This window comes from Altererythrobacter sp. H2, from assembly GCF_035319885.1.
Lineage (GTDB): Bacteria > Pseudomonadota > Alphaproteobacteria > Sphingomonadales > Sphingomonadaceae > 34-65-8.
On record NZ_CP141285.1, the window covers coordinates 566,037 to 591,047 of the forward strand.

Consider the following 25,011-nt stretch of genomic DNA (forward strand, 5'->3'; position numbering starts at 1 on the left):
CAGTTTCGCACCGGCCCCTCACGCGTTATGCATATACCACGCGTAGTCGAGCTCGGTCACTTCGCCGAAGAAGCGGGCCATTTCGACCTCTTTCACCGTGCAGTAGTGCGTCACGAACCGGCCGCCGAGATAGTCGCGCATCCGGCCTGAACTCTTGAACGCTTCGATCGCCGCGGCCCAGTGGTTGGGCAGGCGGTAGTCCTCCGGGGCCTGTTCATACCCGTTGCCAACGATGGCCGGGCCGGGGTCGACCTTATGCGTCATGCCGTAATGCATTCCGGCCAGCACGGCGGCCATGGCGAGGTAGGGGTTGGCGTCCGCGCCGCAGATGCGGTGCTCGACATGGCGCGAGGCGGGCGGACCGGCCGGGACGCGCAGCGAAACCGTGCGGTTGTTGACCCCCCAGGTCGGCGCGACCGGGGCGTAGGAATTGGCCTTGAACCGGCGGAAGCTGTTGGCGTTCGGGGCAAACACGCCCATCGATTCGCCCAGCAGCTCCTTCATCCCGCCTATGGCGTGGCGCAGGATCGGCGCGCCCGCCGGGTCCTCGCTGGCAAAGGCATTGGCGCCGCTCTCGTCTGCCATCGAGACATGGAGGTGCATGCCGCTGCCGGCCTGCTCTGCGAACGGCTTGGCCATGAAGCTGGCGATCATGCCGTGGCGCGCGGCCACACCCTTGACCAAGCGCTTGTACATCAGCGCATCGTCCGTCGCGCGCAGGGCGTCGGCCTTGTGCCGCAGGGTCAGCTCGAACTGGCCCGGGGCATATTCGCTGATGGCGGATTCGAGCGGGATGCCCTGCACATCGCACGCGGCATAGAGATCGTCGAAGAACGGCTTGAAGTCCTCCATCTCGCGCAAGGAGTAGACCTCGTTGAACTGCGGCCGTGCCCCGCTGTTCAGCCCGCGCGCGATCTTCGGGCGGCCTTTCCCGGCTTCGAGCAGGAAGAACTCCAGTTCGACCGCCACCACCGGGGTCAGTCCGTCCGCTACCAGCCGGTCGACCACCCGACCGAGCACGTGGCGCGGGTCGAGATCATTGGGAGTCCGGTCCAGTTCGTAGAAACTTGTGGTGAACTGCGCCGCGTGCTCGCCCAGCCAGGGCGCGCGGACCAGCGTGCCCGGCACCGGCAGGCACACCCGGTCGGCATCACCGTCGTCCCACACCAGCCCGGTTTCCTCGCAATCGAGCCCGGTGATATCGACCACCAGCACCGATCCGGGCAGGAACCGCCCGTTCTCGTACACCGCGAGCACCTCGTGCTGGCGCAGCCGCTTGCCGCGCGGCACGCCGGACAGGTTGGTGAAGATCATGTCGATCGCGTCGATATCGGGGTTGGTGGCGAAGAACGCCTTGGCCTCGTCAAGGCTGGCAACATGGCTGGAACTGCGCGGGGAAGTCTGGGTCATCGTGTCAGGGCCTTCAGGCATTGATCGAGGGCTGTTGCCAACCGACCGACCTGGGCGTCGGTGGTGGCGGGGCAGACCAGCATCATGTTGTGGAACGGCGCTATCAGCACGCCGCGGTTGGTCAGGTAAAGATGGATTGCGTGTTCCAGCGCGCCGTGTGTCGCCGCGCGCGCCTCGCTGCCATTGCGGGGCGGGGCATCTGCGCACAGGAATTCGACCCGTGCGCCGACGTGCAGCACCGGCCAGGGCAGGTCATGCGCGCGGATCACTTCCTGCAATTCCTCGGCCAGACGGGCTGCCAGCGGCAACATGTGGTCATAAGCCTCCGGCGTCATCACCTCGGTCAGGCAAGCGCGCATGGCGGCAAGGGCAAGGGCATTGGCCGAGAGGGTGGTGCCGATGCCGGAGTGGCCGGTCTCGCCCGCCGCGCGCGCCGCCTCCATCCGGGCGGCCACTTCAGCGGTGAAGCCATAGACTGCGCAGGGGACGCCCCCGCCGACCGGCTTGCCCAGCACGAACAGGTCCGGCTCCGGCCCGAAGGCGCGGGTATGGCCGCCATGACCGCTGGAGATGGTGTGCGTTTCGTCGAACACCAGCAGCGTGCCGTGGCGGCGGGTCAGATCGCGTACCGCCTCGAGATAGCCGGGGTCGGGCAGGACCATGCCGACATTGGTCATGGCCGGTTCCATCAGCAGTGCGGCAACATCGCCCGGGGCGAGCGCGGCCTCCAGCGCGGCAAGATCGTTGAACTCGATCACGCGGGTGTGCTGGCGTACATCGTAGACCTGCCCCACCAGCGAGCGGCGCAGTTCCGGCACGCCGTCCCTCAGGTCCACGAACACATCATCAACCGCGCCATGGTAGCAGCCGTTGTAGACCAGCAGGGTCTTGCGGCCGGTAATCGCGCGGCACCATCGGATCACCGCGCGATTGGCTTCGCTCGCGGTCGAGGTTACCTGCCAGAACGGCAGGCCGAACCGTTCGGCCAGGGCATCTGCCACGGCCGGCGCATCTTCGGTGCCGAGCATCATGGTCAGGCCCCGGCCCGCCTGTCGGGCAATGGCCCGCGCGACCGGCGGCGGCGAGTGGCCGAACATTGCCCCGGTGTCCCCGAGGCAGAAATCGTCGTAGCGGTGCCCGTCCACGTCCCACAGTTCGGCCCCGGCGGCGCGCTCGGCAAACAGCGGGAAGGGCGTGCCCCAGTCGATCATCCAGTGGAACGGCACGCCCCGATACCAGTGCCGCCCGGCCTGGTGCGCCAGCGATCGCGAGCGCGGGTTGGCGGCGCGGAAGTGGTCCTGCTCAGCGGCCAGCATGGCCCGGATGGCGGCATCGGTAATCACAGGCGGTCCTTCAGCGCATACCACAGCATGCCGGCAACATGGAGCGGGTGGCGCAGCAGGCGCCCTCCAGGGAAAGGCTGGCGGGGCAGGGCTGCCATCAGGTCAAACCGCTCGGCGGTGCCGCGCATCGCCTCCACGATCAGTTCCCCGGCCAGGGTGGTCAGCAATACGCCATGGCCCGAATAACCGTGGGCGTAGAACGTGTTTCCGGTCCGGCCAAACTGCGGCAGCCGGTTGAGCGTGACGCCCACCATGCCGCCCCAGCCGTAGTCAATCGGAACGCCGCGCAGTTGCGGGAAGATCTGCTCCATGAACGGGCGGACGAAGCCGGGAATGCTGGGGGGCGGGGTGGGCGTGTATTTCTCCCCCCCACCGAACAGCAGGCGGTTGTCGGCGGTGAGGCGATAGTAGTTGAGGACGAACCGGCTCTCGGCAATCGAGGCATTCGACAGGATCAGGGCCTGCGCCGCCGCTTCCCCCAGCGGTGCGGTCGCTACGTTGTAATTGGCAATCGGCATCATTGCCGAGCGGAAGGCTGGTTCGATCTGGCCCACGTCGCTGTCACAGGCGAGCACGCCCATGCGGGCGCTGACCGTGCCGCGAGGCGTGGTGACGCGCACCGGGGTGCCGTGGTCCATCGCCGTCGCCGGGCTGCCCTCGAAAATCCGCACGCCCGCTGCCAGCGCGGCGTCAGCCAGCCCGAGAGCGTAGTTGAGCGGATGGAGGTGCCCGCCGCCCGGATCGTAAAGCCCGCCGTGATAGGCCTCGCTCGCCACGTAATGAGGCACATCGGCCCGCTCGACCACGCTCAGGTTCTGGCTCCCGGCAAGGCGTTCCAGAACTTCGCACTCGCGCTTCATCGTGTCGAGGTGCGCCGGTTTCCAGGCCGCGTGGAAATGCCCGTCGCGCAGGTCGCATGCGACGCCGTGGCGGGCGATGCGGGTGCGGACCCGCTTGCTCGCCTCCAGGCCAAGCGCGACCAGCGCCCTGGCCCGATCCTCGCCGAATTCGCTGAGCAGGTCGGCAGCCGACCAGCGCATTCCGGGGATCATCTGCCCGCCATTGCGGCCCGACGCGCCCCAGCCGATCCGCTTCGCTTCCAGCAGCACAACCGAATAGCCCGCCTCCACCGCGCTCAGTGCCGCGGACAGCCCGGTAAACCCGCCGCCGACCACCACCACGTCGGCTGTCACCTCTCCGGCCAGCGCCGGATGGCGCGGGGCGGAGTTGGCGGTGGCCGCGTAATAACTGGGCGCGTGCTCGCTCACCGGCTGGTCACCCGGGGGCTCAGACGCGCAGCAACAGGTGCTCGCGCTCCCACGAGCTGATCACCGACTGATAGGCGAAGAGTTCGGTTTCCTTGATCGCGTAGAACACCTCGAAGAAGTCTTCGCCGATATACTGGCGCACCTGCTTGCACTTGCTGAACCGTTCGAGCGCGCCTTCCAGCGTGCGCGGCAGGGTGCGGGCACGATTGTAGGCATTGCCGGTCATGCTCTTGGGCGGCTGCATCCGCTCGACCATGCCGACATAGCCGCAGATCAGCGATGCGGCGATGGCGAGGTAGGGGTTGGAATCGGCCCCTGGCAGGCGGTTCTCGATCCGCCGGTTGCGGCCATCCGAAATCGGAATGCGCAAGCCGCACGAACGGTTGTCGCTCCCCCACTGGACGTTGATCGGCGCGGCGTTGTCGGGTCGCATGCGGCGAAACGAATTGACGTTGGGCGCGAACATCGGGGTGATCTGCGGAAGCAGGCGCACAAGACCCGCGATGTGGCTGCGGAACAGCGCGCTGTCTCGCCCGTTCTGGGTCGAGAATACGTTGCGCCCGGTCTCCATGTCGAGGATCGACTGGTGGATGTGCATGGCGCTGCCCGGCTGGTCCTGCATCGGCTTGGCCAGGAAAGTGCCATAGACCCCGTGCTCCAGCGCCACCTGGCGGACGATCCGCTTGAACAGCAGGACCTGGTCCGCCAGCTCCAGCGCATCGCCATGGACGAAGTTGACCTCGAGCTGGGCGGCACCGGCTTCGTGGATCATCGTGTCGATGTTGAGCTCGGCTTTCTCGCAGAAATCATAGATATGCTCGATGATGTCTTCGAACTCGCTCAGCGCCTCCAGCCCGAACGGCTGGCTGGCACTTTCCGGACGGCCTGAACGGCCGGCGGGCGGCTGGAGTGGGAAGTCCGAATCGATGTTCTTGGAAACGAGGTAGAATTCCACCTCCGGCGCGATCACCGGCCGCCAGCCGCGTCTGGCGTAAAGCTCGAGCACCCGTTTCAGGATCATCCGGGGGGCGATCTCCACGGCCGCGCCGGTGCGGGTGAAGGCGTCGGCGATCACATAGGCTGTCGGTGTCTGGAAGCCCGGCGCCTCGCGCAGGGTGCTGGGATCGGGCACCAGCATCATGTCCGGGTCGAACGGGGGCACCACGTCGTCGACATCGTCAGGGTATTCGCCGGTCACGGTGACGGAAAACACGCTCACCGGGATACGCAGGGACCGGTCGGTGAGTGATTTGAGGAACTTGTTGGCGGGCAGCACCTTGCCCCGCTGGATCCCGTTCATGTCGGGTACGATGCATTCGACTTCGCTGATGCCGCGCTCGCTGATCCAGGCGGCGATGTCGGTACTCATGATGTCCCTTCCCGTGCGGCCGAGGGCGGGCAATGATGCGCCCGCCGACCGCGCCCTGTCAAAAACGGGCGGCGATGACCTTTCATGATCACCGGCCTGCCCCGGTCATTAAGCCGTCCCGCGAGGCAGCCCCGTCATACCGGGCAGGATATTGTCCGAAAAACCGGGCCCGGCCACCAAGATAAATCGCGACGATTGCCATCGATTTTTCCGATGCCTTGCTGTTCTGCAATCCTGCTGGACGCCCCGTCAGCGCTTACCTAGCCATGGGTGCCAGAGTTCAGAGCGGAAAGCCACCCATGACCGAACCCAACGACCTGTCTGCGTTCTGGATGCCGTTCACCGACAACCGGGGTTTCCGCCAGCATCCCCGCATGTTCGTGGCCGCGCAGGACATGCATTATACGGCTTCGGCCGGGCACACGGTGCTCGACGGCACCGGCGGGCTGTGGTGCGTCAACGCCGGTCACTCCCGCCCGAAAATCGTCGAGGCGATCCGCAAGGCGGCAGGCGAGCTCGATTTCGCACCGACCTTCCAGCTGGCCCACCCGCTCGCGTTCGAGGCGGCATCGCGCCTGGCGATGATCATGCCGGACGGGCTCGACCGCATCTTCTTCTGCAATTCGGGTTCGGAAAGCGTCGACAGCGCGCTGAAGATCGCGCTCGCATACCAGCGGGCCCGCGGGCAGGGCAGTCGCACCCGGCTGATCGGACGCGAGCGTGGCTATCACGGGGTCGGCTTCGGCGGCATTTCGGTGGGCGGGATCGTCGGCAACCGGCGCCAGTTCGGCACGCTGCTGGCGGGTGTGGACCACATGCGGCACACGCATGATCTTGCCCGCAACGCCTTCACCCGGGGCCTGCCCGCACATGGGCCGGAACTGGCTGACGATCTGGAACGGATTGTCGCCCTGCACGGGGCGGACACGATCGCGGCGGTGATCGTGGAGCCGGTGGCGGGTTCTACCGGGGTGCTGATCCCGCCGCAGGGCTATCTCCAGCGCCTGCGCGATATCTGTGACCGGCACGATATCCTGCTGATCTTCGACGAGGTCATCACGGCCTTCGGCCGGGTCGGCGGAGCCACGGCGGCGGAACGGTTCGGGGTCACCCCCGATCTCATCACCATGGCCAAGGGGCTGACCAATGCCGCCGTTCCGATGGGGGCGGTGGCCGTGCGGCGCGAGGTCCACGATACCGTGGTCAACAATGCGCCCGCCGGGATCGAGCTGTTCCATGGCTACACCTACAGCGCCCACCCGCTGGCGGCCGCCGCCGCAATCGCCACGCTTGATCTCTATCGCGAGGAAGGGCTGTTCGAGCGGGCGCTTGAGCTGGAGGACTACTGGGCTGACGGCGTCCACTCGCTCAAGGGCACGCGCCACGTGATCGATTGCCGCAACGTCGGCCTGATCGGCGGGATCGAACTGGAACCGCGGCCCGGCGCGCCGACCGAGCGCGCAATGGAGGTGTTCCACCGCGCTTTCGATAGCGGCCTGCTGATCCGGGTGACGGGTGACATCATCGCCCTGTCCCCGCCGCTGATCCTGGAGAAGGCGCACATCGACGAGATCTTCGGCAAGCTGGCCGAACTCATCGCCAGCGTGGATTAGCGCCTACTCTCCCAGCACTTGCTCCACTGGCACGTAGTCATAGCCCAGATCGCGCGCGACCGCTTCGTAAGTGATCTGCCCCTCATGCACATTGAGCCCGGCTGCCAGGTGCGGGTTGGCCTTCAGCGCCGCCTTCCACCCCATGTTGGCGATCCGCAAGGCGTGCGGCAGGGTCACGTTGTTGAGCGCATAAGTGCTGGTCCGCGCCACCGCGCCCGGCATGTTGGCGACACAGTAGTGCACGATACCGTCCACGACATAAGTCGGGTCGGCATGGGTGGTGGCATGGCTGGTTTCGAAGCAGCCGCCCTGGTCGATGGCAACGTCGACCAGCACCGCGCCGGGTTTCATGGTCGCCAGCATGGCGCGGGTTACCAGCTTGGGTGCGGCGGCGCCGGGCACCAGCACCGCGCCGATCACCAGATCAGCCTCGGCAATGGAATCGGCGATATTGGCGTGGTTGGAAAAGCGCGTCTTGGCGCGGCTTTCGAAATACATGCCCAGCCGTTCGAGCTGTTCCGGATCGCGGTCGAGGATGGTCACATCGGCGCCGAGGCCAACCGCCATCTGCGCCGCGTTCCAGCCGACCACGCCGCCTCCGATGACCACGACCTTGCCCGGCATCACGCCCGGAACGCCGCCCAGCAGCACCCCGCGCCCGCCGTGGGCCTTCTCCAGCGCCGTTGCGCCCGCCTGGACCGACATCCGGCCGGCAACCTGGCTCATCGGCTTCAGCAGCGGCAGGCTGCCGCCAGGGCCGGTGACCGTTTCGTAGGCAATCGCCGTTACGCCGGATTTGACCAGATCGGCGGTCTGCTCGGGGTCCGGAGCGAGGTGGAGGTAGGTATAGAGCACCTGGCCGGGGCGCAGCATGGCCCGCTCGCCCGCCTGCGGTTCCTTGACCTTCACCACCATCTCGCACTCGGCGAACACTTCGGCGGCGGTAGCGCGGATGCTCGCGCCGGCTGCCTGATAGTCGGCATCGGTCACCCCGACCCCCAGCCCGGCCCCGGTCTCGACCCAGACCTCGTGCCCGTTGAGGGAGAGTTCGCGGACGCTTTCAGGTGTCAGCCCGACGCGATATTCGTGGTTCTTGATTTCCTTGACGGTGCCGACGCGCATTGCAGATCTCCCGCAGATTTTCGTGATCGCATGATACCGGGTTTGGCGCGGTAAATCCTTCCGGAGTTGCGAACCGGGCTGCCTTGTGGCAGGAAAAAATCCTCATTTTCTCCCTAATTGCAGGATATTCCGTCATGGATAGGACTGATAAGCGTATCCTGTCCCTGCTGCAGCAGGATTCCACTTGCTCCATTGCCGACCTCGCCGCAGCGGTCGGCGTTTCCAGTTCGGCCTGCCACCGGCGGATCAAGGCCCTGGAACAGCTGGGTATCATTGCCGGATATGCTGCCCGGCTCGATCCGCGTGCGCTCGGTCTCAAGCTGCAGGCCTATGTCGAGATCACGCTGACCAGCCAGAGCGAGGAATCGATGGAGCGGTTCGAGCAGGCGGCAGCCGGGTTCGAGGATATTCTGGAATGCCGGCTGATGTCAGGCGCGGCGGATTACCTGCTGCGGGTCGCCGCGCATGACCTGGAGCATTTCGACCAGATCCACCGGGCCTGCCTTTCCCGCCTGCCGGGGGTATCCTCGATGCGTTCGAGCTTCGTCATCCGCACCACCAAGGGCTGGGCAGGTTATCCGGTCAGGGGTTGATGGCCGGAATAGCAAAGGCCGGACATGGCGGTTCGAAAACCAACATGCCCGGCCCCTGCGACCCGAAAAGCGCGCGAGGCTCTTTTCGAGCGCCTGCCTTTAGGGCCGGGCCATGAACAGGGCCTGTCAGCGACAGGCGGTTCGCGATGGATCAGCTTTGGGGGGCGGCGAGTGGCATATTGTCGATCAGCCGCGTGCCGCCGATCCGCGCCGCAACCAGCAGACGCACCGGGCGCCCCGCCACCTGATCGACCGGGGCCAGCGAGGCGGCATCGGCCAGGCCGGCATAGTCCACCTGATGAAAGCCGGCAGCACCCAGCGTGTGCTTGAGCTCGTCCAGGGCCGGAGCGGCGATCTCGCCCCCCTCAATCCGGGCGATCGCATGGCGCATCGCCCGGGGCAGGCTGGCCGCCGCCGCGCGCTGTTCGGGCGTGAGATACCGGTTGCGGCTGGACATGGCGAGGCCGTCCGCCTCCCGCACCGTCGGCACGCCGAAGATGGCTTCGGGTTGCGGCGCACCAAGGTTGAGATCGCGGGCCATCTGGCGGATCACCGCCAGCTGCTGCCAGTCCTTCTCGCCGAAGAAGGCGAAATCGGGGAGCACCTGGTTGAACAGCTTGCACACCACCGTGGCGACCCCGTCGAAATGGCCCGGCCGGGCCTCCCCGCAGAAATGCATCGAGACTGCGCGCACGCTGATCGAGCTGGCAAAACCTTCGGGATACATTTCGCTGACGGTTGGCGCCCACAGCAGGTCTACCCCTTCCGCTTCCAGCAGGCGCTGGTCCTCGTCCAGGACGCGCGGGTAAGCGTCGAGATCCTCGTTCGGGCCGAACTGGGTCGGGTTGACGAAGATCGAGACCACCACCCGCTCGGCCCGCTTCTTCGCTTCGCGTACCAGAGTAAGATGGCCTTCATGCAGGGCGCCCATGGTCGGCACCAGGGCCAGCCGCGCGCCGCCCCGCCGCAAGTCGGCCACGGCGGTTCTCAACATGTCGAGGCGGGAGACTGTTTGCACGGATTCGGCCCCTCGGATAGAACGCAGGCGGGGCGCTGTTGCACACTGGCACCTCGCTATCAACCAACAGGAAGGCCAGTACCCTTGTCCAGCACCCGCCCCCACCGCATTGTCTTCGCCAACGAGAAGGGCGGCACGGGCAAGTCGACCACGGCGGTCCATGTCGCCGTTGCGCTTGCCTATCGCGGGGCGCGGGTGGCTGCGATCGACCTCGACCCGCGCCAGCGCACCCTGCACCGCTATTTCGAGAACCGGGCAGAGACGGCGCAGCGGCGCGGGATCACGCTTCCGACCGCCCGCTGCGAGGTGTTCCACGGCAGCACCATCGAGGAACTGGACGCGCTGTTTGCCGAACTGAGCGATGATGTCGATTTCATCATCGTCGATACCCCCGGACGGGACGATGTGTTCGCCCGCCACGCCGCGGTAGAGGCCGATACGCTGGTCACTCCGCTCAATGACAGCTTCGTCGATTTTGACCTGATCGGCCAGGTCGATGCCGAAACCTTCAAGGTCCGCCGACTGAGTTTCTATGCCGAACTGATCTGGGAAACCCGCAAGAAACGCGCGCTGGAGCGGCGCCAGGAAATCGACTGGGTGGTGGTGCGCAACCGCACCGGCCACGTCGAAGCGCGCAACATGATCCGCATCGAGAAGGCGCTGGGTGAACTGAGCAAGCGGGCCGGCTTCCGGGTGGCCAGCGGCCTGTCGGAGCGGGTGATCTATCGCGAGCTGTTTCCCTCCGGCCTGACCCTGCTCGACAAGGGGCACCTGGGCGAACTCGGCACCAGCCACCTGGTCGCGCGGCAGGAACTGCGCGGTCTGGTCCAGGGGCTTAACCTGCCCGCCGGGGCGAAGCGCACGTTGGAACTGGAACCCGCCTGATGCGCTTGTTCATCCTGTTGGCACTGGCGTCGCTCGCCTGCCGCTGGATGCTCGGAAAGTGGCCGTGGGAATATCTCAAGGGCACTTCCACCCGCCAGCAGGCCGTGACCCGGGCACGCACTCTGCTGGGTGTCCCGCCCAGTGCTAACCGGAGTGAAATAATCGCCGCGCATCGGCGGCTGGTCGCCATGGTCCACCCGGACCGGGGCGGCACTGCAGAGCAGGTGCACGAGGCGAATGCCGCGCGCGATCTGCTGCTGGCCGCCTTGCCCGACGAAAGCTGAAAGACCTGCCATGAATCATACTTTCCACCCTTCCGTCCTGCGGGAATACGATATTCGCGGCATTATCGGCGAAACCCTGGGGGCCGACGACGCCCGTGCCATCGGGCGCAGCTTCGCCACCCTGCTGCGCCGTGCCGGCGGCAGCCGCGTGGCGGTGGCCTATGACGGGCGGGTCAGCTCGCCGATGCTCGAGCACGCCCTTGTCGAAGGGCTGAACGCCAGCGGGTGCGACGTCGTCCGGATCGGGATGGGCGCCACCCCGATGCTCTATTATGCCGAAGCGTCAGCCGAAGATGTGCATGGCGGCATTCAGATAACCGGCAGCCATAACCCCGCCAATTACAACGGCTTCAAGATGGTATTCCAGGGGCGCCCGTTCTTTGGGGAGGATATCCAGACCCTCGGCCGGATGGCGGCTGCCGGAGACTGGGACAGCGGTACGGGTGCGGTCGAGGATCGCGCTCTGCTGGAAGCCTATGTCGAGCGGATGCTCGAGCCGCTCACCGGGCTGGACCCCGCCAGGCTCGCGGGCCTGCGGATCGGCTGGGACGCAGGCAATGGTGCCGCCGGCCCCGCGCTCGAACTGCTCGCCGCCCGCCTGCCGGGGGAGCATCACCTGCTTTATACCGAAGTCGACGGCCATTTTCCCAATCATCATCCCGATCCCACGGTCGAAGCCAATCTGGCGGACCTGCGTGCGCTGGTCGCGGACAAGAACCTCGACTTCGGCGTGGCTTTCGATGGCGATGGTGACCGGATCGGGGCGATCGACGGGGAAGGCCGGGTAATCTGGGGTGACCAGCTGCTGATGATCTACGCCGAGGACCTGCTCGCCCGGATGCCCGGCGCGACGGTGATTGCCGACGTCAAGGCCAGCCGCGCGCTGTTTGACCACGTCACCGCGCATGGCGGCAAGCCGGTCATGTGGAAGACCGGCCATTCGCTGATTAAGTCCAAAATGAAGGAAACTGGCGCGCCGCTGGCAGGCGAAATGAGCGGCCACGTATTCTTTGCTGACAGCTATTACGGGTATGACGACGCGCTCTACGCCGGGGTCCGGCTGATTGCGGCGGCAGCGCGCCTGGGCCGCTCGGTTACCCAGTTGCGCTCGGCCATGCCGGCCATGCTCAACACGCCCGAACTGCGCTTCCAGGTCGATGAGACCCGCAAGTTTGCCGCGATCGACGAGGTCAGGGCACGGCTGGCTGCCTCGCCCGCCGAGGTCAACGATACCGATGGTGTGCGGGTAACCACCGCCGATGGCTGGTGGTTGCTGCGTGCCTCCAACACGCAGGACGTGCTGGTCGCGCGGGCGGAAAGCGACAGCGAAGCGGGGCTGGCGCGCCTGCTTGAACAGATAGATGAACAGCTTGCCGCAAGCGGCCTCGAACGGGGTCCTCAGGCAGGGCATTGAGAGGGACGGAATGAAAAAGGGGGTCGCACTTCTGGTCGGCGCGATGGCGCTGGCGATCGCACAACCGGCAGCCGCACAGGACCCGGCACCGGATTTCTCCGCGCTCAGGTCCGCAATGGGCGAGATGTTCACGGCCGAGCCACTTACCGCAGAGCAGCAGGCCCGCGTGCCCCAGGCCGAACAGGTCGTCGCGCAGCTGTTTCCCGCCGGTACCTATCGCAAGATGATGGACCAGATGATGGGGCCGATGATGGACGGGATCATGGGTTCCATCCAGAACGTCCCGCTGGCCGACCTCGCCCGTCTCGGCGGAGTGGACGAAAGTGCACTGAGCGCGATGGGCGATGCCCGGCTGGGCGAGCTTTCCGCCATTCTCGATCCCGCTTACGAAGAACGCAACCGCATCATGGGGCAGGTCTCGGTCGATATGGTCACCCGCCTGATGGACCGGATCGAGCCGGGTTACCGCGCAGGGCTCGCGCGGGCATTCGCGACCCGCTTTACCGCAGCGGAGCTGGGCGAACTGCATGGCTTCTTCGGCACGCCGGTCGGCGCGCGTTATGCCGGGGAATCGATGCTGATCTATGCCGATCCCCAGGTCATGTCGGCGATGAATGAAATGATGCCCGCCATGCTCGACATGATGCCGGCAATGATCGAGGAAATGCAGGCCAAGACCGCACATCTGCCTCCGGCCCGCACGGCTGCCGAGCTTGGTGACAGCGAACTGACCCGGCTTGCGGAGTTGCTCGGGGTGCCGGCCGACGATCTGAAGGCGCAGGCCCTCAACTCGTCTGAAGAGCCCGCCAACGCGGCGTGGTAGCGCGGTCCAAACCGCTGGAAAGAGCGGTTTGCGCTGCTAAGAGGCGGAAGCACAGAGCAGGGGTCTTAGCCAGAACATGCTGATCGGGATCGATCTCGGCACCACCAACAGCGCGGTCGCCGTGTGGCGAGACGAGCGGTCGCAGCTCGTGCCCAACGCGCTGGGCGAGCTGCTGACCCCATCGGCGGTGTCGATTGACCGAACCGGCCAGGTCTGGACGGGGGCTGCGGCGCTCGACCGGATGGCCACCCACCCCGAGGAAACCGCCACCAGTTTCAAGCGGATGATGGGCACCGAAGCGACCGTGAAGCTGGGCAAGCGCAGTTTCACCGCCGAGGAGCTTTCGGCGGTGGTGCTGACGTCGCTGGTCGAGGACGTGGAGCAGGCGTTCGGTGAACGCCCGACCGAGGCGGTGATCACTGTCCCCGCCTATTTCAACGAGAAGCAACGCCGCGCCACCCGCCGCGCCGGCGAGATTGCCGGGCTCGAGGTGCGCCGCCTGATCAACGAGCCGACCGCTGCCGCGCTCGCCTATGGCTTGCAGGATCGCGGTGACCGCGAGCCATTCCTGGTGTTCGATCTTGGCGGGGGAACGTTCGATGTCTCGATCGTCGAGATGTTCGACGGGATCGTCGAAGTGCGGGCCTCGGCAGGTGACAACCGGCTCGGCGGGGACGACTTCAACCAGATCATGATCCAGTTGATGGAGCCCTGGCTGGGCGAGGGCGCTGCTGCCGCGCTGGCTCGTCTCTCTCCCGAACGGCGCAAGGCGTTGCTCAATCTGGCGGCGGAGAAGGCCCGCCGTGCGCTGTCGGACCAGGCGGAAGCCGATTTTGCCGTCACCGTCGGCGATGACCGGTTCGCTGCAACGGCAGGCGGCGAAGCATTCGAGGAGGCAGCCCAGGGCCTGATCAAGCGGCTGCGTGACCCGGTCATCCGCAGCTTGCGCGATTCCGGCATCGACCTGAAGAGCCTGTCGGAAATCGTGCTGGTTGGCGGGGCAACGCGGATGCCGGTGGTGCGCAAGGCCCTGACCCGGATGTTCGGCCGGTTCCCCAACCATTCTGTCCATCCTGACCATGCGGTGGCCCTGGGGGCAGCGGTGCAGGCGGGCCTGCTGGCGAAGGACGGCGGGCTCGATGAAATCCGCATCACCGATGTCGCGCCGTTCACACTGGGCGTCGACACTTCCACCCATGACCGCTTCGGCAATCTGCAGACCGGGATCTTCGCCCCGATCATCGAGCGCAACACGCCGGTGCCGGTCAGCCGGATGGAATGGTTCTCGACCATTCGTGACAACCAGCGCGAGGTCGAATTCAACGTCTATCAGGGCGAGGCGCGTGACGTTGCCCAGAACGTCAGGCTTGGCACCACCCGGATTACCGTGCCGGCCAAGCCCGCCGGGCAGGTGGGGATCGAAGTGCGCTTCACCTACGATACCAGCGGGCTGCTGGAAGTCGACGTGACGGTGCCGGAAAGCGGGCTGCACAAGAACCTGGTGATCGTGGACGAGGAGGACGGGCGTACTTCGAAGGACCTCGACGCGAGCCGGAAGGCCTTGCAGGCGCTCAAGGTCCACCCGCGCGACGAGGCCGAGAACGTCGCTGCCATGGCCCGCGCGGGGCGCTGCTACGAGAGCTTTACCGGGCATGTGCGCCAGACCATCGGTGACTGGATCACCGATTTCCAGGGCGTGATCGACAAGCAGGACAAGCGGTTGATTGCCGAGGCGCGCGAGCAGTTGCTGGCCGCGCTCGACCGGCTCGAGGAAAACCCGCCGCTGTGACCGCGTTCAGGGCAGGCTGAGCATGGCGCGCAGGCACTGGCCATGGGACGTGCTCGGCATTGACCCGACCGCGGACAAGGCCGCTATCCGCAGCGCCTATGCGGTGCGGCTGAAGGCAATGGATGTCGACCTCGACATCAGGGGCTTTGCCGACTTGCGCTCGGCCCGCGATGCGGCACTGCGGGAGGCTGCTTATGTCGGGCAGGAAGACCGGGTTGACGATCTCCTGTTCGATGCCGGGCCGGACCTGCGGGAAGACCCCGGCCCTTCCGGCAAGGACAGGGCAACCGACCAGCCGGTCGTCTCCTTCGCTCCGGCTGGCTGGGAAAACACGTTTACCGCCGAAAGCGATGAGGAACTCAGCTGGGACAACGAATTCGGCTATGGCACCGGCGCTTTTGCCAACCCCCACAGCCGGATCGATGCAGGCGACGACCAGGCGTGGGGCAATGGGGGCGATGCAGCGGACGTGCAGCTCGCCCGCCTGCTCTATCCGGGCGGTGCCCACTCGGAGGAAGCCTTCAGCGAGGAAGAATGCACGCAAGCAGAGACCTGTCTCGATACCCTGATCGCTGACGCCCGGGGCGGCGATCTGGGGCGTGAGCAGGCGATCGATGGCTGGCTCGCCGAGCTGCTGGCGGAAAGCTGGCCGCGCTCCGCTCCGCTGCTCGAGCAGGCAGCCGAGGCCTTCGACTGGCTGGCCCAGTCAGGCGAGATCGGTGAACGTCTGGCGCTGCAGTTCCTCAACCCGCGCCTGCGGGGCATGCGCTTCGTGGCCAAGGTCGGGCAGTCGGGCCATCCCTTGCACAAGGCCTGGACCGAATTGATGCGGCCCGGCAAGCGCAGCTTCTTCGACCGTTTCCGGATCAAGCGCGACGAGGTGGAGACATTGCTCGGCGGGATCCGCACCCGCTACCCCGAGGTGGAAAGCCACCTCGATGCCGAGCGGGTCGCCTCATGGGAAAAGCCTGCCCCCAGCTGGATCGTCTGGGTGATCCAGCGGGTCTTCATTTTCATCGTGGTGATCCAGGCGCTGGCCCTGTGCGGGCGGGCGCTGGACGACAACGACCTTCCGCCAGAGGATGTGGACCGGATCGTGGCCGAAGCGTTTGGCCCCGGGCGGACGATGGCTGAGCTTCAGGCTGCCGACCCCAAGCTGGCCGATATCGTCTATGCGACGATTGAAGCGGCGGACGACCCCGAGGAACCCGTCGATGGTGCCGGCCAGCGGGTCGCGGCGCGGCTGCGCGGGCTTGCCGGTATCGCGATGCAGGACGCGCCGAGGCAAGACGTGCTCGCCATCCTTGCCGTGCGGCGGGACCTGTTCGAGGCGGCGGGCGGGGCCGGAACGGAGGCCTGTTCGGAACTGCTCAAGCTCGGCGGACTGCCTTCGGGCGTCACCCTGACCGAGGAGGTGCGCGCGGGGGAGCGGGCGCTGGCCTGGCGACTGGCCCAAGCCGGGCTGCTCAGTGGCAAATGGGAAGCCAGCGAGACCCGCACCATGCCCCTGCCCCCATGGGTCGGGCCGGGCGTTGCCGAGCGGACCGGTGTGTCCGCCGAGCGGATCAACGCGGTGCTGCGCGGGGAAAAGACCGCTGACCTGTGCGCGGTGCGGATTGCGCTGATCGATACCCTGCTGTCCCGCCCGGACGATGCGCCGATAGAGCTCTTGCGGTTCATGTAGCTTGCGGGTGGGGGCCGCGCAGCCCATGTCCCGCAGGATGACCCCAACCGCCATCCCCCCTGAGCTGGGAGCCTGGTTCGCAGGGCGCGGCTGGCGCGTGCGGCGGCACCAGGCGGAGATGCTCGGCGCGAGTGATGCGGGTCAGCACGCCCTGCTGGTGGCGGACACCGGGGCGGGCAAGACGCTGGCCGGGTTCCTGCCGACCCTGGCGGCGTTCTGTCCTTCGCGGTCGGAAGATGACCCTCCGCCCGAAGGGCTGCACACGCTCTATGTCTCGCCCCTGAAAGCACTGGCGCATGACGTGCAGCGCAACCTGCTGACTCCGGTGAGCGAGCTAGGGTTGCCGGTGCGGATCGAGACCCGCAGCGGCGATACCCCGTCTGATCGCAAGAAGCGCCAGCGGGTCAAACCGCCCCACGTTCTGCTGACCACGCCCGAATCGCTCTCGCTCCTGCTGAGCTATCCTGAGAGTGCCGACCTGTTCGCCGGGCTGAAGCGGGTGGTGATCGACGAGGTCCATGCCTTCGCCACCGGCAAGCGCGGTGATCTCCTCGCGCTGTGCCTCGCCCGGTTGCAGGCCCTTGCGCCGCAGCTCCAGCGCGCTGCTCTGTCGGCTACTCTGGCGGATCCGGAGAGCTACCGCGCCTGGCTGGCACCGTGGGGCGAGGTGGATACGGTCACGCTGGTCGAGGCTGAGCCCGGCGCGCCGCCGGTGGTCGAGATCCTGCTGCCTGAGGAAGAGCGGGTGCCGTGGGGCGGCCATGCGGGGCGATGGGCGATCCCGCAGCTCTACGAGGAGATCCGCCGCAACCGGACCACTTTGGTGTTCACCAACACCCGCTTCCTGGCGGAATTCGTGTTCCAGCTGCTGTGGGAGGCGAACGAGGACACCCTACCGATCGGCATCCACCACGGCTCACTGAGCACCGAGGCGCGGCGCAAGGTCGAAGGGGCCATGGCGCGCGGCGAACTGCGCGCGCTGGTCGCCACCGCCAGCCTCGACCTCGGGGTCGACTGGGGCGATATCGACTGCGTGGTGCAGATGGGCGCGCCCAAGGGTTCCAGCCGCCTGCTCCAGCGGATCGGGCGGGCCAACCACCGGCTCGACAGCCCCAGCCGCGCGATCCTGGTGCCCGGCAACCGGTTCGAATTCCTCGAGGCGATGGCGGCGCGTGATGCGGTGGACGAGGGACAGCGCGATGGCGATCCCTTCCGCCCCGGCGGGCTCGATGTGCTGGCGCAGCACGTGATGGCCTGCGCCTGTGCCGGGCCATTCCAGGAGGCGGCACTGCTGGCCGAGGTCCGCTCCAGCCTCGCCTATGCCTGGCTGGACGAGACGGCGTGGGGCCGCATCCTCGGCTTCGTGGCCAATGGTGGCTATGCTTTGCGCGCCTATGACCGCTTCAGGCGGATCGTGCGCGACAAGACGGGCGTCTGGCGCCTGACCCATCCCGAACACGCTGCCCGCCACCGGCTGAATGCCGGGATCATTGTCGATTCGGAGATGCTCACCGTCCGCTTTCGGAACGGCCGGCAACTGGGCAAGGTGGAGGAGCGCTTCGCTGCCTCGTTCTCGCCGGGGGATACCTTCTTTTTCGCCGGGATGAGCCTGGAGGTCGAGCTGGTGCGCGACATGGAGGTGATCGTGCGGGCGGCGAAGAAATCGGCTACGATCCCGTCCTATGGCGGACAGCGGCTGGCGCTGTCGACGCATCTGGCCGGGCGGGTGCAGGAAATGCTGGCGGACCGTGCGGGGTGGGGCCGCTTCCCTGACGACGTGCGCGAATGGCTGGAAGTGCAAGACTGGCGCAGCCGCCTGCCAGCCCCGGGCGAACTTCTGGTCGAGAGCTTCCCCCATCACGGCAAGCACTACAGCGTCTATTATACCTTCGAAGGCTGGAATGCGAACCAGAGCCTGGGGATGCTGATCACCCGCCGGATGGAGGAGCAGGGCCTGCTGCCGGGCGGGTTCGTGGCCAATGACTATTCGCTGGCGGTCTGGTCGCTCAAGCCGGTCTCCGACCCGGTGCCGCTGCTGTCACCGGACATTCTTGCCCACGAATTTGTCGAGTGGGTGACGGAATCGCATCTTCTGCGCCGGGCATTCCGGGAGGTCGCGGTGATTTCCGGCCTGGTCGAGCGGCAGCATCCGGGCAAGCGCAAGTCAGGCAAGCAGGTCACCTTCTCGACCGATCTGATCTACGATGTGCTGCGCAAGTACGAACCGGACCATCTCCTCCTCGAGGCAGCCTGGGCCGACGCGCGTGAGCGGCTGACGGATGTCGGGCGGCTCGCCGATCTGCTCGAACGGGCGGCGGGGCAACTGGTCCATGTCACGCTGGACCGGGTCAGCCCCCTGGCGGTGCCGGTGATGACGATGATCGGGCGCGAAGCCGTGCCGCAGGGTGCGGTGGACGAGGAGCTGCTGCTTGAGGCGGAAACGCTGGGAGCAGAGGCGATGCGGGTCGGACCCGGGGGAGGCGGTCAGCGTGCGGGGAAGTGGCGATAGGACTCACTTTCCATTGCGCCGCACCGGATGGCGCTACTCCGCTGATCGCCGGGGGCACAAAAAAGGGGGCGGATTTCTCCGCCCCCTCCTTGATTGGTGTCGGCTACTTGCCTGAAGGCCGTGCGCCTATTCCTTGCTGAAGGAACGGTACTGTTCGTTGCCGACGAACCCGAACTTGGTCACGCCGGAGACCTTGATGATGTTCAGCACGCGGGCCGACAGATCGTAGCTGGCCTGGGCTTCGGGCTCGAACTGAAGTTCGGGCTCCGGGTTGATGCCCTTGGTCGCGTTGAGGTTGCGGACCAGTTCGCCCGAATCGATCGCCGCGCCGTTCCACAGGATCTGGTTATCCGGCGTCAGGACGATCTTGTTCTTGATCGGGTCGATCATGTCCTCCGGCGGAGGGTTGGGGTTCGGCACGGGCAGGTCGATATCGACCGAGTGGGTCGCGACCGGGATGGTGATGATGAACATGATGAGGAGGACGAGCATGACGTCGATCAACGGCGTCGTGTTCATCTCCATCATCGGCGATCCATCATCCTTGCCGCCTGACATTGCCATGGTGTGTTACTCCTGAAGTTCTTCGGACCGGTTGATCAGTTCGGATCGACCGGGGTCGAGATGAACCCGACGGTGGGATAACCCGCTGCCTGGACGTTGTAGATCGTCCCGGCCACGCAGCGCCACGGGGCATTGACGTCGCCGCGAATGTGGACCTGCGGGATCAGGGCCGGATCGGCCATGAGCGCCTCGGGGCCACCGGCGCGCTGGACAATGCTGTCAAGCCGCTGGAAGGCCTGGTCGTAAAGCTCTTCCGAAGATACCAGCGTGGTGTTGTTGATGTAGACCCGGCATGCCCCTTCCCGCGTGGCGCCGCCAAAGCCCGTCTTCTGGACGGACGCTGTGCGGCCTTCGGCATCGGTGGTGGTGACCGTGATCAGCAGGTTTTCGACCTTGTTCTCCGATTCCGTCGACACCATGACCGGGACCCGAAGGTTCTCGATCTGCTGGATGGCGACCGGAATGGCGATCAGGAAGATGATCAGGAGCACCAGCATCACGTCGACCAGCGGCGTGGTGTTGATGTCCGACATCGGCGTCTCAGCGCCGCCGCCTCCCATCGAAATGGCCATGACTTATCCTATCCTAAGACGTCTGTTCGTATGGTGCGGGCCGGAGCGAGGTGCGTCCGGCCCGCATTTGCTTGGTCAATCAGGCCTTCGGCGCGGTCGAAACGCCGCCGGTGGTGGTTGCCGGCTTGGCAGCAGCAGGCTTCGCAGCCGCGGCAGCCATGGCAGGCTTGACCGAACCCTTGGAGTTGATGTTGGCAAGAATGTCAGTCGAGAAGCCGTTGAGCAGCTCGCCGATGCGCTTGTTGCGCGACTGCAGCCAGTTGTAGGCAAGCACGGCCGGCACGGCGACGAGCAGACCGATCGCGGTCATGATCAGCGCTTCACCAACGGGGCCGGCGACCTTGTCGATCGAGGCCGAACCTTCGATGCCGATGTTGATCAGCGCGCGGTAGATCCCGATAACGGTACCGAGCAGGCCGATGAACGGTGCGGTCGCACCAACCGAAGCGAGGAACGGCAGGCCGCCGGCGAGCTTGGCGTTGATCGAGTCCTGCGAACGCTGGAGCGAGCCGACCATCCAGTCGTGCGCTTCCAGGCTGTCAGTCATCTTGCTGTGCGATTCCTCGGCAGCCAGGCCATCGTCGACCAGCTGGCGCCATGCGCTGTTCTTTTCCAGCTTGTTGCGGCCGTCAGCCAGCGAAGGCGCGCGCCAGAAGTTGGTGCGGACTTCGTTGTACTGCTTGAAGATCTTCTGCTGCTCGAGCAGCTTGGTGATCAGGATGTAGAACGATCCGACCGACATGATAACCAGAACGCCGAAGATCGACCATGCGATCACGCCGCCCTGGTTCATGGCTTCCATGAAGCCGAACGAGTTCTTGGGGGCTTCGCCTGCCGCCGCGGTAAGAATTTCAGTAATCATTGCGAAAGTCCTCTCAAATGAGTCTGGTGTCGAAGAACCCCGCCCGCAGGCGGGATGGAAAGGTTATTGCGGAATCTCCCAGCGGACCGCGCTGGCCCAGCTGCCTGACGTCGGATCACCGTTGCCATCCGTTGCCGGCCGGAAACGGGCGCGGCGCTGGATGAGGCTGCAGGTGGTCGAGTCAAGATCGCTGTGGCCGCTGGAACCGGTGACCTGGCAGCTCGTGACACGGCCGTCCGGGCCGATCTGGACGCTGAACCGGGTCACGCCTTCACGCTCTTCCCGCAGGGCGCGGGAAGGATAGTCATTGGCGTTGGCCCAACTGCCGGGATTGCCCCGGGGCTCGGCGGCCTTGGGTTGCACGCGCGGCGGCGGCGGAGCTGGCGGCGGCCCGGGAGGGGCCGGCGGCGGCACGCGCAGCGCGGGCGGAGCCGGCGGCGGAATGGTCGGCTGCGTCTGGATCGTGGGCGGCGCCGGCGAAATGTTGATCGGCGGCGGCGGAGCCACGATGGGCGGCGGTGCCGTGTTTTCCTGCGGCGGGGGAGGGGGAACCTCCTCCTCGGGCGGCGGTGGTTCTTCGATGTCCACGGTGGTCACCCGCTCGACCACCTTCTGGACTGCGTCATACGCAAGCCCGGTGATCAATGCGTAGCCGAGTGCCACATGGATCAGCGCCACAATGATGATTGCAACAACCTTGTTGCCGCTCATCTGCTGGTCAGCGTAAGCCATTCAGTTGCATCACTCCATCATCAGGTGCCGGAAACCCTTCCGGCGAAACTTTCTTGCCGGCACGGTGTTCCAACCTGCCAAAAAGAAACGTCAGCTGTCCACCCTGTAGTGTCTTCACACCCTGGGACCCGAAGCCGGGCAGGGCTTGCCTGCCCCATCCCAGCCAGCCTGGAAAGTTAATTTTGTGCTGTCCCCAAGCTTGGGCTCGCTTTAGCTTCGATGCCCGAGGGGCGCAAACGCTTTGTCGGTTCAGTACCAATTCACGCCACGGGCGCGATCAGGCACGCCAATCGAAGCCGGTCGCAGATTATCGCAACACATCGTCAGGTCAGAGAAAAACAGTATGAAATCAGGTGTTAAACACGCAATCGGGGCTCTGCTTGCCGGCGCCGCGCTGGCCTCTGCCCCCCTTGCCCTGGCTCAGGATGGGGCAGGCACCGCACCACCAACCTACGCCGACCTGGCTGACCTGGCCGATCCTGCCGACGCGGTCATCCGCGTGCAGATTCGCAAGCAGGCCGAGGTCGAGCCGGAGCGTTCGCCCGGTTTGCGGGAAGGCCATGTCCGGCTTTACATCGAAGCGCGCACGGTTGCCCTGCTCAAGGGTTCGCGCGCGGTCGGCGAATCGCTGCGCTATCTGGTTGACGTGCCGCGCGATGCGAACGGCAAGGCGCCGCGCCTGAAAAAGCGCGAGGTGATCCTGTTCACCCGGCCCAGCAGCGGCCGCGCAGGCGAGATTGCCCTGACCGGCCCCAATGCCCAGATTGACTGGACCCCGGACGTCGAGCAGCGCCTTCGCCCGATCCTGACGAGCCTCTCCGCGCCCGACGCACCGCCCGCCATCGTCACCGTGCGCGAGGCGCTCTCGGTGTCAGGAAACCTGGTGGGCGAATCGGAGACGCAGTTCTTTCTCTCCACGACCTCGCGCGAACCGGTCTCGATCAGTGTGGTCCGCCGGCCCGGCATGGCGCCCAGCTGGGGCGTGGCATGGGACGAGATCGTGGACCAGGCGGCCAGCCCGCCGCAGCCCGAGACACTCGAATGGTACAGGCTTGCCTGCTTCCTGCCCGACGCCCTGCCGCGCGCGGCCAATATCTCGGCTGACGCGAGCGGGCGCAGCCGTGCCGAGACGGATTACCGTTTCATCCGCGCTGAACTGGGGGACTGCCCGCGCAATCGCAACTAGCGCGCGGGCAAGACAAACTGGTTCCCAAGCGGTGCCTGGCCAGTCTAGGGCGAGGCGATGAAACGCTCTTTCCTGACGATGGCTGGCCATGGCTGAGCCACTGCGTATTGCCCTGGCCGGGCTCGGCACTGTCGGTGCCGGAGTCATCCGCCTGCTCGACACCAACGCCGCCCTGATTTCTGCCCGGGCTGGCCGACCGCTGCAGGTGGTTGCCGTCAGTGCACGCAGCCGGGGCCGCCAGCGGGGCGTGGACCTCTCCGCGTTCGCCTGGGTTGATGACATGGCAGAGCTGGCCCGGCGCGACGATGTGGATGTGGTGGTGGAACTCGTCGGCGGGGAAGATGGTCCTGCGCTGGCGCTTGCCCGGGCCGCGATCGGAGCGGGCAAAGGGGTGGTCACGGCCAACAAGGCGATGATCGCGCATCACGGGCTGGAGCTGGCCGAAGCCGCCGAGGCTGCAGGCGTCCCGCTCAAGTTCGAGGCGGCGGTGGCGGGCGGCATTCCGGTGGTCAAGGGCCTGCGTGAAGGGACTGCGGCCAACGCGATCGAGCGGATCTACGGCATTCTCAACGGCACTTCCAATTACATCCTGTCGACCATGGAGGCGACCGGGGCCGACTTCGGCGATACCCTGGCCGAGGCCCAGCGTCTTGGCTATGCGGAGGCTGATCCCACGTTTGACATCGAAGGCACCGATGCCGCCCACAAGCTGGCGATCCTGGCCTCGATCGCGTTCGGCTCGCGGCTCGATTTTGCCGGGGTCGAGTGCGAGGGGATTGCCCGGGTGCGGGCGGCCGACATCGCCCAGGCGGAGCGGCTCGGCTACGTCATCCGGCTGGTCGGGATGGCCGATTGCGAACACGACGAGGCCGATGTGCTGAAGCTGCTGCAACGGGTCAGGCCCTGCCTCGTGCCCAAGGGCCACCCCCTGGCCCATGTGACCGGGGCGACCAATGCCGTGGTCGCGGAAGGCAATTTTTCCGGGCGCCTGCTGTTCCAGGGCGCCGGGGCCGGCGGCGGCCCGACCGCCAGTGCCGTGGTGGCTGACCTGATCGACATCGCCCGGGGCGAAGCCGGTCCGCCGTTCTCGGTCCCCGTGGCCGATCTCGTGCCGATGGAGCCGGCCCAAAGCGGTGGCCGGACAGGCCGGACCTACCTGCGCTTCACCGTGGCGGACCGCCCCGGCGTGCTGGCTGAAATGACCGCCGCGATGCGTGATGCGGGGGTCTCGATCGAAAGCCTGATCCAGGACGGCAGGCCCGAAGAAGGCGGCGAGGTGCTGGTCGCCATGGTCGCCCACGAAGGGCCGGAGCGCAGCATTGCCCATGCGCTGGACCTGCTGGCCGGATCGGACAGCCTGACTGCGCCTCCGCTGGCGATGCAGATCATCGTCTAGTCAGGCTCCGGTTGGGCAGGTTCTGTTAGCGCAGGCTCAGCCAGGGCAGGCTCAGCTAGGGCAGTTTCGGGTTGGGCCGGTGCGCCGGTCTCGTTGCCGACCGGCGGCAAGCCGCGGGCAATCCGGTCCGCATCGCTGCCGGGCGGGGCTTGCGGCAATTCCGCAAAATCGACCGAAATGGCCGGCGGGCGCGGGCATTTCTGCAAACCGGGAATGCACATGCCGCCAACAGTGGCCGGACCACGAAAGATGCCCGGGCCCGCCACGTCGGGCGCTTGCGGATCGCCCTGGAACATCGTTTCGCGGGCGTAATCGTCTTCGGCCTGCTTGTCGGACCGGATGCGGAATTGCGACTGCTCCTGCTCGCGCGCGCAGACCACGATTTCCCCTTCTCCGCCGTCGCCGCAGGCGGGCTCGGGCGCGGCCGGACCGTAGGTGCTGCTGGCCGCAGACAGCGCTTCCTCGGCACTGCCGGGCTGCTGCGCAGCCGCGATTGCGGGAACCAGCACTGCAAGTGGCACGGCTCGGCGCAGATACCACAGGACATTTCTCGACAAGCGCGCACTCCCCGTCTA

General features: G+C 66.4%; 22 protein-coding genes. 11 read left to right on the top strand and 11 right to left on the bottom strand.

Going from position 1 to position 25,011, the window contains the following annotated elements:
* Positions 1-18: 18 nt before the first annotated feature.
* From U4960_RS02795 to U4960_RS02810, 4 genes are read right to left on the bottom strand one after another with little or no spacing between them, the layout of a single operon-like run.
* Positions 19-1,410 carry a glutamine synthetase family protein gene (locus tag U4960_RS02795; RefSeq protein WP_324262092.1) on the bottom strand — a complete coding sequence of 464 codons (1,392 nt, stop codon included), beginning with the start codon at positions 1,408-1,410 and terminating at the stop codon, positions 19-21.
* On the bottom strand, positions 1,407-2,753 hold the full coding sequence (locus tag U4960_RS02800; RefSeq protein ID WP_324262093.1) for an aspartate aminotransferase family protein: 1,347 nt from the start codon (positions 2,751-2,753) through the stop codon (positions 1,407-1,409). Before U4960_RS02800 ends, U4960_RS02795 begins: the two co-directional genes overlap by 4 nt.
* Entirely contained in the window at positions 2,750-4,021 is a 1,272-nt protein-coding gene (locus U4960_RS02805) for an NAD(P)/FAD-dependent oxidoreductase (RefSeq protein WP_324262094.1), read from the bottom strand. Before U4960_RS02805 ends, U4960_RS02800 begins: the two co-directional genes overlap by 4 nt.
* A gap of 19 nt (positions 4,022-4,040) precedes the next feature.
* Positions 4,041-5,390, bottom strand: a complete 1,350-nt coding sequence (locus U4960_RS02810; RefSeq protein WP_324262095.1) for a glutamine synthetase family protein — start codon at positions 5,388-5,390, stop codon at positions 4,041-4,043.
* A gap of 299 nt (positions 5,391-5,689) precedes the next feature.
* Between U4960_RS02810 and U4960_RS02815 the strand changes: the two genes are divergently transcribed.
* On the top strand, positions 5,690-7,003 hold the full coding sequence (locus U4960_RS02815; RefSeq protein ID WP_324262096.1) for an aspartate aminotransferase family protein: 1,314 nt from the start codon (positions 5,690-5,692) through the stop codon (positions 7,001-7,003).
* 3 nt (positions 7,004-7,006) lie between these two features.
* Here U4960_RS02815 and ald read toward each other — a convergent pair whose 3' ends face one another.
* Positions 7,007-8,125, bottom strand: coding sequence for an alanine dehydrogenase (gene ald, locus U4960_RS02820; protein WP_324262097.1), 1,119 nt, complete (start codon positions 8,123-8,125; stop codon positions 7,007-7,009).
* Between the two features lie 134 nt (positions 8,126-8,259).
* On the opposite strand from ald, the gene U4960_RS02825 reads away from it, so the two are divergent.
* The gene (locus U4960_RS02825) at positions 8,260-8,718 is read left to right on the top strand and encodes an Lrp/AsnC family transcriptional regulator (RefSeq protein WP_324262098.1); all 459 of its coding nucleotides are present in this window, start codon (positions 8,260-8,262) and stop codon (positions 8,716-8,718) included.
* Positions 8,719-8,869: 151 nt separating this feature from the next.
* On the opposite strand, the gene panC is transcribed toward U4960_RS02825, so the two are convergent.
* Entirely contained in the window at positions 8,870-9,736 is an 867-nt protein-coding gene (gene panC / locus U4960_RS02830; protein ID WP_324262099.1) for a pantoate--beta-alanine ligase, read from the bottom strand.
* Positions 9,737-9,820: 84 nt separating this feature from the next.
* Between panC and U4960_RS02835 the strand changes: the two genes are divergently transcribed.
* The 7 genes from U4960_RS02835 (at position 9,821) to U4960_RS02865 (ending at position 19,124) form a co-directional block, all read left to right on the top strand.
* Positions 9,821-10,621: a division plane positioning ATPase MipZ gene (locus tag U4960_RS02835; RefSeq protein ID WP_324262100.1), complete on the top strand. Its 801-nt coding sequence runs from the start codon at positions 9,821-9,823 to the stop codon at positions 10,619-10,621.
* The gene (locus U4960_RS02840; protein WP_324262101.1) at positions 10,621-10,905 is read left to right on the top strand and encodes a J domain-containing protein; all 285 of its coding nucleotides are present in this window, start codon (positions 10,621-10,623) and stop codon (positions 10,903-10,905) included. Before U4960_RS02835 ends, U4960_RS02840 begins: the two co-directional genes overlap by 1 nt.
* Before the next feature lie 10 nt (positions 10,906-10,915).
* Entirely contained in the window at positions 10,916-12,319 is a 1,404-nt protein-coding gene (gene pgmG, locus U4960_RS02845) for a phosphoglucomutase/phosphomannomutase PgmG (RefSeq protein ID WP_324262102.1), read from the top strand.
* Positions 12,320-12,329: 10 nt separating this feature from the next.
* Positions 12,330-13,142: a DUF2059 domain-containing protein gene (locus tag U4960_RS02850; RefSeq protein WP_324262103.1), complete on the top strand. Its 813-nt coding sequence runs from the start codon at positions 12,330-12,332 to the stop codon at positions 13,140-13,142.
* A 76-nt stretch (positions 13,143-13,218) separates the two neighbouring features.
* On the top strand, positions 13,219-14,931 hold the full coding sequence (locus U4960_RS02855) for an Hsp70 family protein (RefSeq protein WP_324262104.1): 1,713 nt from the start codon (positions 13,219-13,221) through the stop codon (positions 14,929-14,931).
* A 22-nt stretch (positions 14,932-14,953) separates the two neighbouring features.
* The gene (locus U4960_RS02860) at positions 14,954-16,615 is read left to right on the top strand and encodes a hypothetical protein (RefSeq protein WP_324262105.1); all 1,662 of its coding nucleotides are present in this window, start codon (positions 14,954-14,956) and stop codon (positions 16,613-16,615) included.
* A gap of 37 nt (positions 16,616-16,652) precedes the next feature.
* Complete coding sequence (locus tag U4960_RS02865) at positions 16,653-19,124, top strand: ligase-associated DNA damage response DEXH box helicase (protein WP_324262106.1); 2,472 nt, start codon at positions 16,653-16,655, stop codon at positions 19,122-19,124.
* 126 nt (positions 19,125-19,250) lie between these two features.
* Here the strand turns inward: U4960_RS02865 and U4960_RS02870 are convergent, their stop codons facing one another.
* From U4960_RS02870 to U4960_RS02885, 4 genes are all read right to left on the bottom strand, one after another.
* Positions 19,251-19,688, bottom strand: a complete 438-nt coding sequence (locus U4960_RS02870) for an ExbD/TolR family protein (RefSeq protein ID WP_324262107.1) — start codon at positions 19,686-19,688, stop codon at positions 19,251-19,253.
* A gap of 35 nt (positions 19,689-19,723) precedes the next feature.
* Complete coding sequence (locus U4960_RS02875) at positions 19,724-20,260, bottom strand: ExbD/TolR family protein (protein ID WP_324262108.1); 537 nt, start codon at positions 20,258-20,260, stop codon at positions 19,724-19,726.
* Positions 20,261-20,339: 79 nt separating this feature from the next.
* Positions 20,340-21,122, bottom strand: a complete 783-nt coding sequence (locus U4960_RS02880) for a MotA/TolQ/ExbB proton channel family protein (protein ID WP_324262109.1) — start codon at positions 21,120-21,122, stop codon at positions 20,340-20,342.
* A 63-nt stretch (positions 21,123-21,185) separates the two neighbouring features.
* On the bottom strand, positions 21,186-21,854 hold the full coding sequence (locus U4960_RS02885; protein WP_324262110.1) for an energy transducer TonB: 669 nt from the start codon (positions 21,852-21,854) through the stop codon (positions 21,186-21,188).
* A 343-nt stretch (positions 21,855-22,197) separates the two neighbouring features.
* Here U4960_RS02885 and U4960_RS02890 point away from each other — a divergent pair, with 343 nt between their 5' ends.
* Complete coding sequence (locus U4960_RS02890) at positions 22,198-23,040, top strand: hypothetical protein (protein WP_324262111.1); 843 nt, start codon at positions 22,198-22,200, stop codon at positions 23,038-23,040.
* 88 nt (positions 23,041-23,128) lie between these two features.
* Entirely contained in the window at positions 23,129-24,436 is a 1,308-nt protein-coding gene (locus tag U4960_RS02895; protein ID WP_324262112.1) for a homoserine dehydrogenase, read from the top strand.
* On the opposite strand, the gene U4960_RS02900 is transcribed toward U4960_RS02895, so the two are convergent.
* Positions 24,433-24,993: a hypothetical protein gene (locus tag U4960_RS02900; RefSeq protein ID WP_324262113.1), complete on the bottom strand. Its 561-nt coding sequence runs from the start codon at positions 24,991-24,993 to the stop codon at positions 24,433-24,435. The genes U4960_RS02895 and U4960_RS02900 overlap by 4 nt on opposite strands.
* Positions 24,994-25,011 lie beyond the last annotated feature (18 nt).